This window comes from Acanthopleuribacter pedis, assembly GCF_017377855.1.
Classification (GTDB): Bacteria; Acidobacteriota; Holophagae; order Acanthopleuribacterales; family Acanthopleuribacteraceae; genus Acanthopleuribacter; species Acanthopleuribacter pedis.
In genome coordinates, this window is sequence record NZ_JAFREP010000011.1 from 205,848 (window position 1) to 219,590 (window position 13,743).

The following is a 13,743-nucleotide window of genomic DNA, read 5'->3' on the forward strand; positions in this document are numbered from 1 at the left end:
CCAAAACAGGCGACGGCGCTGTTGCAGCGGCCGTCGCCTGTTGGGATTTGTTAGGAAGGGTTGGGTTTAGTAACCGTTGATGGGGTGGGTGCGTTGGAACTCACCCCACCATTCTTGGACGCCCTCCCACCACGTGATAATCCTGCCTGCCTGGGTTTGAAAATTGGCATTTATGGAATCAAAATCCCACAGATTGATGCTGCTGTTGTAGTTCCACAACTCATCGAAAGCTAGGATGTTCTGGGAACCCCCCCAGCCGGAGAACTTACCGGTTGAGGAACGGGGTAGGGACATTTGTCGTTTGAACGGCGAATGGTAGGTACTGTCGGCCGTGCGACCGCCACCGTTGGTGGGGTTATAAGCTATGGGTGTCGGAAATTCGGGCTCCACGTCGAGGGTGTCTACATTCACTTCCTCAACCGCGGTGACCGCTTTTTCGTGATATGCGATTTCCGGTGTGTCGGCGACCCAAGGTTCCGGCTCGATGAGCGACGCTTTGGCTGAACTGTCGAAGGTAAGCGAACTGTACGGGGGCTCCGGCGGCCATAGCTCCAGATCGATGTCTTTGGCTCTGGTCGCGGGGTCAATGTATTCCAGGTTCGCCGACATCTTCGGCGGCTCGGTTGGATTTCTTGGGATCGGCATCGCGGTACCGGGGGGCGGCCGTCTCATTTTGAGGTTTTGGATGGTTTCTTGGGCGCGTTCGTTCGCCGCCCGTTTCACGGCTTTTGCCGCTTTCAGGTTGAACCATGTCACGCTGAGCGAGACGCCCAAGGCGAACCCTTTAATCGCGCCTTGCTCCCATTCACCACCCGTACGGTGGGTGTAAATCGCCACCGCGGCGGCGCCAACCACACCCACGGACACCGCGGTGATGATCTGTGCCGTCGTGGTTGTCGCTTTCCCCAACCAGAGGGCGAACTTGGCCAGTCCGACAAAGAAGTGCCCGCTGGGATCGGTTGCGTTGTAGGGATTGTTGAGGATGTAGCTGTAGGGGTTGACACCCTGCAGGTGGTAGGGGAATTGGCGGATCGGGTCCGGGGTCATGAAGCGACCGATGACAGGGTCATAGACGCGGCCGTTCATGTGGATCAGGTCGAAGGCGTCCAACATTTCGTGACCGGTGTACCCGCGATTGATCCGTGGTTGTGTCGTGTCTTCGGTTGCCGGTGCCCAGTTGCCTTTGCGGCGGCGTCCGAATGCGTCGAAGCTGTGGCGTTCGACCACATCGCCGTTTTCATCGGTTACGGCGTCCAAGCTGCCGAGGCGATCCACGTGGAGGTAACGGGTGTGGCTGTTGGTTTCGGTTTGGGTATGGACGGCGATCCGTTGTGAACCGGCGAAGATGTAGTGAATCTGTTCGTTGCCGCCGGCCGCGCGTCGGTTCTCGTAAAGGTTGTCCACATAATGAATGTCGGTGGTGATGCCGTTCACCGTCCGCAGTTGGCGGTAGCGCATCCCGTCGGGATCGTAGGTGAATTGGAGCCGTTTGGAACCATCAGCAGCGAGGATTTCAATCGGCATGTCGGCGGCGTTGTAGCGAATGGTTTCCACCGCGTCGCCGGTGCGCCGTTCGACCATGCGACCCATGGCATCGTAACGGTACCGATGGTTGCCGGCGGCGGTGACCGCGTGGGGGGCGCCCGCTTCGTAGCGGTAATCGCCGACGTCGGATTTGTAGGTGATGTTCCCGAGGCTGTCGTATTCGAGCGACAGCTCCATTTCATCTTCTTCGTTAACGTTCTCTACGCCGATCAAACGCTGCAGTTCATCGTACTCAAGGGCTTCGTAGGCGCCCACGACGCGGTTTTCCTGCTCGTCGAGGTGGCGCAGTGCATTGTAACGGTAGCCCAAGTGCTGAATTTGGGTGCCGTTGTGGTCCGCCTCAATACGGCTCAGCAAACCAGTTTTTGGGAGGTAGTCCATGCGGGTGGTGACGCCGTTGCCGAATACCGTTTCGGTTGTTTGGCCGGCCGCGTTGAGGGCGGTCAAGTTCCAAAGGGGCCGACTTTCGTTGTCCGGCTCGAAGATGCGGTTTTGGTAGCCATGGCTGTTGAAGCCGTAGGCAAGGGTGTAACCACTGGGATAGACGAGGCGCTCAAGGCGGCCAAGCGTGTCGAAACTTTTTTCAACGGTGTAGCTTTGGCTGTTGAGGCGCACGGTTTTGCGCGCCAATTCACCAAAAGGCGTGTAGGCGCGTTCCTCCAAGTAGCCGTCGGGACCGGTGACCTGTGCAAGTCTGCCGATGCCGTTGGCGGCGGTGTCATAGGTTCGCGTGGTGACGCCGTCGCCGTTGTGTTGCTCGGTTAAGCGGCCGAGACCGTCGTAGTGGTAACGGGTTTCACGGCCGAGCGCGTCACGGCGGGTCACACGTTCGCCGAAGGCGTTGTAGGTCATTTCCAGCAGACCCATGGCGGGGTCCTCCCAGCGAATCGTTTTTCCCTGGACGTTGGTGACGGTGACGGTTTGGTTGCCGGCGGGATCCTCGGCGGTGCGAATCATGCGATCACTTAAGCGCTGGTAGCGGAAGCGCAGGGTTTCGCCGGCATGATTGGTCACGGCGATGGTACGACCTGCAAGGTCCGTTTCGCGCTGTTCGGTGATGTCGGTTCGCCCCGCATTACGGATGACCCAGTGGTTTGAACCCTGGGTTTCGTATTGGGTGACGACCCCGTCGGGTGCGGTCACGGCGGCTAAACGACCGTGATCGTCGTAGGCGCGGGTCTCCCAAACGGGTGTTTCACCGGGATGGTAGGCGCGCGATACGGCTTCGATGTGGCCGGTGGCGTTAAATCGTTGGTCGCGGTAGATCCAGCGGCCGTCAAAGCCGCGTTTGGCCTCGCGAATTCGTCGGTCCAATGCGTCGAACCATTCCAGCGATTCGCCGCCACCCGGGTATTGGGTCAGAAGGTAGTAGCGGCCCAAGGCGGGGGCCGTTTCGGGGTAGGGGCCTTGGCCCGCGACTGCCGCGGTGCCGCGCGTTTGGTTGCCGCGCGGATCGATGGTGGTGATGATCGCCCCGGAACCGTTGTGTTCGTAGCGGGTCGTTTCTCCATTGACGTCGGTGGTGGCGGTTAAGGTGCCCCAACGTGGATCGTAGTCGGTATGCACGGTATGGCCGAGGCTGTTGGTGCGGGTGGCAAGGTACAGGCCGAGATTGTCGTAGGTTTGGGAGGTGGTTCTTGGGGTTTCTCCCGTCGCCGTAACGCGGGTGTGGGTTCGGTTGCCGAAGGCATCGAATTCGAAGTGTTTGGTGACTTGGTACGCTGTGCCGGCCAGCGCCGTGTGCGTCTCTTGTAAGCCGTCGGCATCATAAGTCCAGCGCTCCGTGCGCGTGGTGGCACCGGTGGTTTCTTCAATGGTTTCACGGCGTTCGCGCAATTGGACGCGTGGCCAGACGGCGTTTTCCCGCCACAGGTTTTCCGTGCGATAGGTCAGGGTTTGTTCCGGTTTCGCGGGATTGCGGACCGTTCGAACGATGGTGACTGGATGACCCACCGCATTGTAGTCCGCGTCCGTGATGGTTTCCCGGAGGACCGTACCGTCGCGTGGCTCGATTTCCGTTCTTTTGCTGTAGGTGAGGTTGCCCAGGTAACTCACCCCGTCGCGGAGGTGCCATTGGTAACGGTTGGTGAAATGCAGGGCGCGTGACCCGTTGACGTTGGTGGTACCGCTGACCAAAAAGCCACCGAAACGGCCGTTGGGTGCCAGCCCGTATTGATGGGTCACAACGGTTTTGTGTGCGTCGTCGTGAATGGTCACCTGTTTGAAACCCAAGAACCCGTAACCCGCGCGATGGGCCCGTGCTTGTTCGTAGCCGTAGCTTTGGGTGTTGCGGTGATCGCCGCCGTCGTCCGCGGTGGTGGACGCGACCACCGTCATGGGTCCGATGAAGTAGGTCGCGGGGTAGCCTGAGGCGGGCACCCTCATGTCCGTGGTTCCGTTGTCAAACGCGGGACCGACCACGGGGGCGTTGGCCCAGTCCTTACCTTCGCTTAAGTCCAAGGTGCGCCACATGTTGTCGACGACCGAGTAAACGCGATTGGTGGAAACCCCGCCGTCGGTGTAACTGCCGCGTTGGTTGGCGAAGTTACCTTGTCCGTCATAAAGCCAGCAGTTGCGCCAATCGAAGGGGGTGCCGTCGATGAAGATGCGCCGTGGTTCCGCGGCGGTTTCGCGGGGACGGCTGATGTCGTAGATGTCGCGATCATTGAGGTTACTGTATTCGATGGTGCGTGATGCCCCGTTTTCATGGGCGATACGGGTTAGCAGCGGGGTGCGGTGGCGGTTGAACCGAACCTGGGTATCGCCGTCACGGCCGTAGGACTGAACGATATCGGGGAAGGCGTTACCGGAGATATCCACCAGGCGCAAGGCGTTGATTTCAACCATGGCTTGGATGGGGTCCTCGGCTTGAACCTTGGAGGCGTAGCCGGGACGGCGGTTGTGTTCGCCGAGCGCGTCGAACAGGAAGATGCTGTCGACCTGGTTGCCGTTACCGTTGTTCACGTAATAAACATCGGTGGTGCCGTCGCTGTTCATATCAATGAAACGTACGCGGGCCAGGTCACGGGCGAGCGTGTCCGCGGTGTCTCCATCGATGGGGGTTTCCGGCCCCTCGATTTCCGTGAAGGTGCCGTCGCCGTGGGACAGGAACACCAGGTCATGATCGGGATCACCGCCGTTGCGATCACCGCGGATGAGGTAGAGGTCGTGTTTGCCGTCGCCGTTGAAATCGCCGATTTTGTAGCGGGAGGCTGAGTGGATTTTGGCGTCGCTGTCGGCGCCGGAAAGGGTGAGCGCCATGGTGTCGACCGGCTGCCAACCGTCGCGGGTTTGCAGGTAGAGGATGGCGGCTTGGCCGTGGAAGATGTCGATCAAGCCGTTGCCGTCGAAATCGGCAAGGTGGGTGAGTCGGACCGCGCGCAATTTGGCTTCCCCGGTACTGCCCGGCGCCTCCAAGGTGGTGGTCCTTGCCCAATCGCGGCGCAGGTTGCCGTCCGCGTCGGCGAGATAGATATCGGCGTAATAAATGGAGCCGGCGGCGGGTGTGCGCAGGTAGATCAGGTCCGTGCGACCGTCGCCGTTGACATCGGCGAGGCGGGTGCCGTCAAGTGCCGCGCGGGCGAGGTAATCGTCCGTGTTGTGGAGGGCGGGCCCTTCGTTGAGGCGGCGACGGTAGGTGCCGTCACCGTTGGAGAGATGGACGCCCACATCCATTCCGGTCGGGTCTTCGTGGCCGTTGAGCAACAACAGATCGGTCAGGCCGTCGCCGTTGAAATCACCGGTGCGCAGGAAGTTGCGGCGCATGCTGTCCCGGTCCAAGCCGATGGGATCGTAATGGGCCGGGATGTTGGAGACGCGGCTGCCGACGCCGTGAATGATGTCGCTATAGCCGCCTTGGCCGTCGCCGAGGTAGATCTCATCGCTGACGCAACTGGCGCTTTCTTTGAACTCGTAGCCCCGCATGAAGTAGGTGTCGATCAGGCCGTCGCCGTTGAAATCACCGAACCGAATGCGACCCTGACGATGGTAGATGCCGGCCCAGTGGTCGCTGAGTTCCGTTGGGTCTTGGCCTTGATCGATTTCGTCTTCACGGAAGAAACCGGTGTCGGTGTCCCATTCGAAATGAATGATTGGCATCCGTGCGCCGTCCGCGTTGCTTTCGACGATGCTGCCTACCCGCGAGGGCGTCGAACTGGTGATGGGTGCATAGTTGATGTCGTAACGGCGAATCATCTCGTTTCCGTAATGAACCGAAACCGCGCGGATACGCTCTTCCGTCGTGGCGGGTTCGCCTTTGATAAAGGCGAACGTTGTGTCGGGTCGATTTTCGTAATGGATTTGGACGTTGAACGGGGCTTGTGCCGTGGCCGCGGTTGCGCTGTTGGATGCGAAATCGATGCGTTCCGCGTGGGCTTGCCCGTATTCTTCACGGTAGTGGTAGGTCATGGTGTTGCCGACGATGTCGCGCACCTCTTTGAGGACCCACATGCTCACCGCGGTACGGTCGGGTGTTTCGATGATCGCGTCGGCGTCGCGGCCGTAGATGCGGACCACGCCGTTTTCGTCGGTGACCTCGAAGCGGGTGGGCGCATTGCGGCTGTTCCCATGGCTGACGATTTTGAGGTCGGAGGCCAGTTCGGTGCGGTACTCGGTGCCGTTGGCGCCGTTGGCACCGTCGTTGATTGGCAGCAAGGTTTGGCCGTCGAGGGCGAAAAAGTCGCGGTTGTCGTAGTTAATGCGGTCGGTGAAGCCGTCGCGGTCGAGGTTGGGTGATTGGCGGGTGATGCCGGAGAAACCCTGGAGGGTCCAGCCGAGCCCCATCGGGCCGTTGCCCGCGCTTGAGTTGTAGGTGAATTGGAGACCGGGGGTGATGCCGCCGAGGGCGTGGGGCACGCGCAGCGGGATGCTGTAGTTGGCTTGGCCGGTGGGGCTGACCGCGAAGCTGTCGGGCGTGTAGCCGGCCAGAAGCGATTCCGCGTCGGTGGTTGCTTGCAGGGGGAGGCTGGTGGCGTCACTTTGTTGGCCGCCCGCGCAGATCGAACGAATGCGAATGGTGTAGGTGGTGTCGCGGCTGAGGCGGTCGAGGGTGTGTTGTTGGGACGTGCCCGCCGCCGCGGCGACCTCGTCGAACAGGACGAATTGGCCGATTTGGTATTCCACGCGGTAGGCCGTTGCACTGGAGGCCGAGGGCCAGGCAACCGTCAAGGTTGTATCGGTGGCATCAACCAAGGTGACCATGGGGGGTGGGTTACAGCCGGCTTGGGTGGCAAAGTCGGCGGTTTGGGTGTACACCCAATTGCCCAAACAGACGGTGCGCAGCATCCATTCGTAATCGGTCCCGGGTGTCAGGTTTTCCAGCCGGTAGCCGGTGCCGGTCACAGACGGGGTTTGCACCCAGCCGTCCTCGCCGATGCGGTAGCGAACGTGGTAACGCACCGCGTCGCTGCTCGCGTCCCAGGCCAGGTCGACCGTCGTGCTTGTGACCGCGACCGTGCGCAGGTTGGTGGCCGGTTCGCAGGGAACCACGGCCTCGTAAACAGGTAGAACTTTGTAAGCGATGCTTGCGCCGTTGCCGGTATCGGGGTCCTCGAAGCGGTAGTTGCGCGCCGTGGTGTCGGCATCCTCCTGGTGGACCTGGGCAAAAACGTCGTCTGTGCCGCGCTGGAGGGTGAACTGTTGCACGCCACCGGTGCCGGCGTAGAACCAGCTCGCCGTATGGCGGCCGTCGGCGGCGACAGTTTGGTGGAACGGGGTCAGGTTCAGCCAAGTGTCCTGCACTCGGCCGGGCACCAGCAAAACGCGTTTGCGGGCAAGGGGTTGGATGTCGGTGGTGGTAAGGGTGTCGCTGCCGATGGTGGCGTTGTTGACCGCCAAGCGCAACACCATGGTGTCGCCGGGGAAGACTTCAAAGTCGACCACGCCCTGGCTGTCGGTTACGCCAGAGGCCTCGATGTTCACACTGTTTTCATGACCCAAATAAACCGTGGCTTGAATGCGGTTGCCGTCCTGGTCGTAAACCTGGGCGCCGACAGAAACGGTTTGCAGGGTGAGGATCAGGCCGTTGCTTGATTCGGCCTGCTCGGAAACGGCGCGGGTTCCGTTGATGTTGGTGCTGATTTGGTAGGGGAACCCGGGATACAGGTCGAAAGCGGCTTCGCCGTTGCCGTCCACGCTTTTGCTTCGGCCCAGGGTGGTGTTGTCGCGGTACAGGGTGATGGCGCGACCGGTGTGCGGTTGGTTTTGGCTGGTGCGCAGACGGCCGATGATGCGGCCGACCTGGAACAGGACCTGCTCGTCGATGGACCCCGCCACGATGGTTTTCTCACTGTCGTTGATGCGGTGTCGCCAGCCGTAGGTTGCACCGGGGAGCAGGTCGAGGCCGGCAATCCCGTTGTTGTTGGTTGTCTCAAGCGCCGTGGTTTGTTCGCCGTCGGCGAGGAGGTGCAGGTGTTGGGCGGGCATCGGGTTGCCGTCGGCGTCGAGGACACGGGCTTCAAAACGCCGCAACTGGATCTGCATGAGTTCGCCCGCGCCGGCGGCGACCGTGTTGGAGCGTCCGATCGCGCCGTAATACTGCATGCGCACGTTGTAATCCGCGCCGGGGGATCCTTCAAAATCCGCGTATCCCTCGCTGTTGGTTGTCGCCGAATCGGTCACCGTGCCGTTGTGTTCGAGGTAGAGCCGGGCGTTGCTAAAGGGGCTGCCGTCCGCGTTAAGAACTCGGGCGCGCAGGGCGGCCGTGGTGATTTCCATGATCCCGCCGCTGCCGGATGCAACCGTGTTGGAGGACAGCGTTCTACCTTGAATGTCGGTGCGGAAGAAGTAGTTTTTGCCGGGGAACACTTCCCATTTGGCCAAACCTTGCGCGTTGGTGACGACCCAGCCGGGTGCGTTTTGGTTGTAGCTGTACAGGATCAGGCGTTGGCCGGCAAGGCCGGAGCCGTCCGGGTTCCGCATACGGCCGTAAAGGGCGACCGTTTGCAAGTTCAGGGTGTCGCCGGAGCCGGCGAGGGCCGCGTTGGAGGTGGCACTGTGAAAATAACGTTGGCTGGTGACGACGTAGCGTTGGTTGGGCGGGACCTCGGCCGCGGCGTGACCCTCTGCGTCGGTGGTTAAATTGGCAATGACAGCGGTGTAACCCTCGCGTTTGAGGATCAGTGGCCGGCCGACATGGGGTGTCCCGTCCGATTGAAGGAAGCGGGCTTCGGCGCGCTGGGTTTGCAAGCGCATCAGGTTGCCGTTGCCGGACGTAACTGAATTGGTCAAAACGGTTTGGTTGAAGATGTCGAGGCGGGCGTGGTAACCGTGGCCGGGGAACACCTCGAAAGCGACGCGGCCCGAGCTGTCGGTGGTTGCCGCGGCGCCGGTGTTGACGGGGCCGTTGGTCCAGAGTTCAAACACCGCGCTTTCCGTGTGGGGCGCGCCGTCGGAACGCAGGTATTCGCCCAGGAGCCGGGTGGTTTGCAGGCGCATGTTTTGGCCGTTGCCGGCGGTGACCGGCGTGGATACCGCGGTGGCGCGCAAATGGCTGATGCTGCTGGTGTAGTCAAAGCCTGGCAGGACCTCGAAGGCCGCTACGCCGTTGCCGTCGGTGTCGGTCCTGCCAAGAAAACCACTGCCGGATTCGGGGTGGAGGGCGACGGATACGCCCGCGGGGTGGGGCGTGCCGTCCGCGCGCAGGAATTCGGTTTCGATGGTGACGAATTGCACGCGCATCGGCGTGCCGTCGCCGGCTTGGACGCGGTTGGATTCGCCCCAGCGTTGGAAGCGTTGGACGCGAAACCCGTAGTATTGGCCGGGCGCCACGTGGAAGCGGACGCGGCCTTGGGCGTCGGTCGTGGCCGAGGCGAGGGTGGCGTCGTTGTTTTCGGTGAACAGTTTGAGTGATTGACCGGGGACCGGGCTGCCGTCGGCGCCGAGGAGTTCGCCGGTGATCGCGGTCAGGTTGAGGCGCAGTACCGCGCCGCTGCCGGAAGTTACGGTTTCGGCCGCGGGCAGGTCGACGTCGTAGCGGCGCAGGGTGGCGGTGTAACCAAAGCCGGGGTAAACGTCGAGCACGGCTTCGCCCGCGTTGTCGGTGCGTTTTTGGCCGAGGTACTGGTTGGTATCGCTGTAGAACAAAACGGTTTGGCTGTTCAAGGGATTGCCGTCGCCGTCCAAAGCGCGGGCGATCAGGGGTACCGCTTGCAGGGTGACCAGGGTGTCGGCCGGGATTCTGGTGAGCGGGGTGGTGCCGCGGTTGCCCGCGCGGTCGTTGTAAAAGAAAACCGTGGTGCCGGGATAGACCTCGAAGCGGGCGATGCCGTCGCTGTCGGTGCGGGTGCGGTAGCCCGCGTTGTCGTTACCGTTGCGCACGTTGACGTAAGCGCCGCGGTAGGGGCTGCCGTCGGCGTTGCGGAGGCGAACACCGGCCGAGACCGTTTGCAGGGTGAGGGTGGTGGTGCCGGTTACGGTGACCGGGTCGCTGTAGGCATCATGTCTGAGGATTTCGGAGCGCAGGTGAACGCGGCTGCGTTCGCGCACTTGGTAGCGAATTTCGCCGTCGGCGTTGGTGGTACCGACGTAGAGCACGCGATCACTGTCGCTCTCGATGATTTGGAGACGGGTGTTGGGAAGGGGTTGGTTGTCTGAGTTGAGGACGCGACCGATCACGGTGGCCTCGGTTTGACCGAGCGCGAAACCGGTGCTGTAAACCAGGAGGACGGTCAGCAGGGCGAGCCCGCGTGACCGGGGAGCGGCGTCGAAAAAGCGCATGAGAACCTCGCAAAAAATAAAACCGGTGCAACGGGGCACCATCGAGTCGCCATAGGATGGCAGGGCGAGGATGAGCGGTGTGAGTGACAGCGCGTGCGATCCGCCGGAAAGTTGTCATCGGCGGTCGTGACAAATGTCATGTCTGGTTTTTTGCGGAACGGGGAGTGTGAGGATCCGCCGTTTGGTGTTCGTGCATGAGGCGTTGGGCGGTGAGACATTCGGCGGTTGCGGTGCTCTTTCAGAGCACATTTTCAAAATTTCCGCGGACCCATGGTTGGTTAACGGTCGCTTCGCGCCGGTAACCAACCATGGGCTGAAATCCGGCAAGGCTCCACCTTGCCACCGGTTCACGGGCCTGCGTCCCAAGGAAGGTTGAGGGGGAATGCGAGCCGGCGATCCTGGTTTTCGAGCTTGGATCCACGGAAGCCGGCGACATACGACAAAAGGAATCGGATTTGGCTACCCTGCTCTTGGCAACCTGTTCCTGTTTCATCCAAAATCACTCGGGCACGGATGGGACGCCGGCGTGCCTACCGGTGGCACGGCAACGCCGTGCCGGATTTCAGCCCATGGTTGGTCGCGGGCGCGCAGCAGCCGGCGACCAACCATGGGTTTACGGACCGATTCCGCGATGTGCTCTGAAAGAGCACCGGCCGCCCTCGCGCGTGTTATCGCTCACCCGCCGCGCTGAATGGCGGCGAGGAAGTCTTTGCGGTAGGCGTCGCCGATGGGGATCTCCTCCTCGCCGAGCAGGCACACCCCGCGGCGCACCTCGTCGACCTTGGCCAACGACACGATGTACGACTTGTGCACCCGCGCGAAGGCGCCCGCCGGCAGCATCTGGAGCGCCTCGTCCAACTTCATTAGCGCCATGATGCGGCGACGCTTGGTGACCCAGGTGACGTAGTTGCGCTCGCTCTCCAAATAACGCAAGGCGGCGATTTCCAGGCGCACGTGGCTGTGACCGCTTTTCACGAAAACGAAACCCTCGCGCTGCTGCAGCGGCGGCTGAAGCGGCGCCGCCTCGGGGGTCGCCGCCTCCACCGGTTCCGTTGCGGCCAAGCGGCGCCGGGCTTTGTCGGCCGCCTGCAGGAAGCGGTCGAAGGGGATCGGTTTGAGCAGGTAGTCGACCGCGTCCAGCTCGAAACCGCTGACGGCGTGTTCGCTGTAGGCCGTGGTAAACACAATCGGCGGGGCGTCGCGCAGGGCGCGGGCGAACTGCAGGCCGTTGAGGTCGGGCATGTTGATGTCGAGGAAGATGAGGTCGACCGGGTTGTCACGTAGCCAGGCCAGTGCGTCGAGGCTGTCGTGAAAAGCCGCGACCGCCTCGAGGAACGGGGCCTTGCGGCAGTAGGCTTGCAACAGTTCGAGCGCGGGCGGCTCGTCGTCAATGATGATGCATTTCACCGGTTTTCTCCTTGGGACAGACCAGCGTGGCTTCGAACCAGCCGTCGTTTGTTGTGGTGGTAAGGCTGCCCGCGTCGGGGCCGTACCAGGCCAAGCGCTCGGCTAGGTTGCTGAGCCCGAAGCCGCCTGCTTCCTCGACCTGGGTTTTGTTGGGATGGATGCGGTTGCGAACCTGAAGGGTCGCACGCCCGGCCACCATGCGCAACGCGATCTGGATCGGCGAGGGCGCTTTGAAGCTGATCCCGTGCTTGAAGGCGTTTTCCACCAGGGTCATCAACATCATCGGCGGCACCCGGATTCCGGCCAGGTCGTCCGGCGCCGTTAGGGTGATGTCGTGCTCGCGGTCCTTGGGCAGGCGCAGTTGTTCCAGTTTGATGTAGGCACGCAGGTAGTTCAGTTCGCGGTCCAGTGGGACCCATTCATCGTCGACCTCGTGGACCATGGTGCGCATCATGGTGCTCAGCGTCATCACAGCCTCCGCGGTTTGCGGGGCATCCTCGCGCAGGGCCAGCGCGTACAGATTGTTCAGCGTGTTAAATAAAAAGTGCGGGTTCACCTGGCGTTTGAGCTGGGCCAATTCGGCGCTGGTCCGTTGGTGTTCCAGTTCGCGGCGCAACTGTTGCTCCTCCAGCCAGGCCTCCGCGAAGCGGGCACCGCCGCCGAGCGCGACCAGGCCCCAGGCGAAGATGGTGTAGGTCGGTGGCAGAACACCCAGCAGCGGTCCCAACATCTTCATATCCAGGGTGTAGGTGTAAATGACCATGGCGACCATCGCCAATTTGACGAGCACCGCGGCGGGACCGGGCCAGAGAAAGGCCCATACAAATCGGGGCGTGGATCGGTGTGCTAACCAGCGCGGCACCCACACCGCATACCCATACAAAAAGGTCAGGAGGTTGACCAGGTAACCCCAGGCAATCAAGATCTCCATCGCGCCGTTGCCGTAGGGGATGGGGTCGAGGCGGATCGCCTGAAAACCATAGACCATCGCGGCCAGGGTCAGCGACACCGAGAACATCGCCGCGATTTTGAGGCGTTTGAAATGGGGGGTGTTGGTCAGACTCATAAGCTTCCTTGCGCCGGCGTGGTCCTGGACGCCTTTCAGTATAACGTCCCGGCCGGCAAAGCGCCGTTGGGATGGATCAACCGCCGCCGCGCTGGACGAAACCCGTTTTTTACGGGATGAACCGGAACCGGGGGTGGTTTGCCGGTTGGGAGCGTCTTTGGGGTGGTTGGTCCATTGGTGACATCTTCTAAGTTCCTGACAGCGTAAGGTTTGGCTAAAGGGCGAGCAACGGAACTCGCCGTGACACGCACAGGGGGCAACCATGGAAGCTTTGTTAACAGCGGTGAATGTGAAGAAAACCTATTTGGAAGGAACCCGGCGCGTGCCGGTCATCGGCGGGCTCGATTTCAATCTGTACCCCGGTGAATACGTGGTGGTGATGGGCAGCTCCGGCTCGGGCAAGTCGTCGTTGCTGTATTTGCTCGGCGGCATGGACACGCCCTGCGCGGGTTCGATTCAAATCGGCGGCGGTAAGCTGGAAGCGATGGACGAAACCAAACGCGCCCTGATGCGGCGTGAGCGCATCGGATTCGTGTTTCAGGACTTTAACCTGGTGCCCCACCTGAGCCTGTTGGAGAACATCCTGGTCGCCGGCTACCTGGGCACAACCTCACGCCGCGCGGTGCGTGAACGGGCGCGCGAATTGATGGCGTTGGTGGGGATTGAACACCTGGCCGACCGGCGGCCGGCACAGACCTCGGGCGGCGAACAACAGCGTTGCGCGGTGGCGCGGGCGCTGATTAACGACCCCGACATCGTGCTCGCCGACGAACCGACCGGCAACCTCAACGGTGCGAACTCGCGCACCATGCTTGATCTGTTCGACACCATCCACGGACGCGGGCAAACCCTGGTGATGGTGACCCACGAGCCGGCGGCGGCCTGTCGCGCCCAACGGGTGGCCTACATGGCCGACGGTTCCATTGAGGAATTCGCCTTCCCCGACCATGTCGCAAGCGAGGGTCGCGAGGCCCTGTTGCTCAACTGGTTGTCCGAGCGGGGGTGGTAAC

General features: G+C 61.9%; 4 protein-coding genes. 1 reads left to right on the top strand and 3 read right to left on the bottom strand.

What is annotated here, in order from left to right:
• Positions 1-66 precede the first annotated feature (66 nt).
• The 3 genes from J3U88_RS13445 to J3U88_RS13455 form a co-directional block, all read right to left on the bottom strand.
• On the bottom strand, positions 67-10,260 hold the full coding sequence (locus J3U88_RS13445) for a SpvB/TcaC N-terminal domain-containing protein (RefSeq protein ID WP_207859331.1): 10,194 nt from the start codon (positions 10,258-10,260) through the stop codon (positions 67-69).
• Positions 10,261-10,935: 675 nt separating this feature from the next.
• The gene (locus J3U88_RS13450) at positions 10,936-11,667 is read right to left on the bottom strand and encodes a response regulator (RefSeq protein ID WP_207859333.1); all 732 of its coding nucleotides are present in this window, start codon (positions 11,665-11,667) and stop codon (positions 10,936-10,938) included.
• Positions 11,648-12,733, bottom strand: a complete 1,086-nt coding sequence (locus J3U88_RS13455) for a sensor histidine kinase (RefSeq protein ID WP_207859334.1) — start codon at positions 12,731-12,733, stop codon at positions 11,648-11,650. Before J3U88_RS13455 ends, J3U88_RS13450 begins: the two co-directional genes overlap by 20 nt.
• Before the next feature lie 262 nt (positions 12,734-12,995).
• On the opposite strand from J3U88_RS13455, the gene J3U88_RS13460 reads away from it, so the two are divergent.
• A complete protein-coding gene (locus J3U88_RS13460; RefSeq protein ID WP_207859336.1) occupies positions 12,996-13,742 on the top strand; it encodes an ABC transporter ATP-binding protein in 747 nt (248 codons plus the stop codon).
• Position 13,743: the final 1 nt, after the last annotated feature.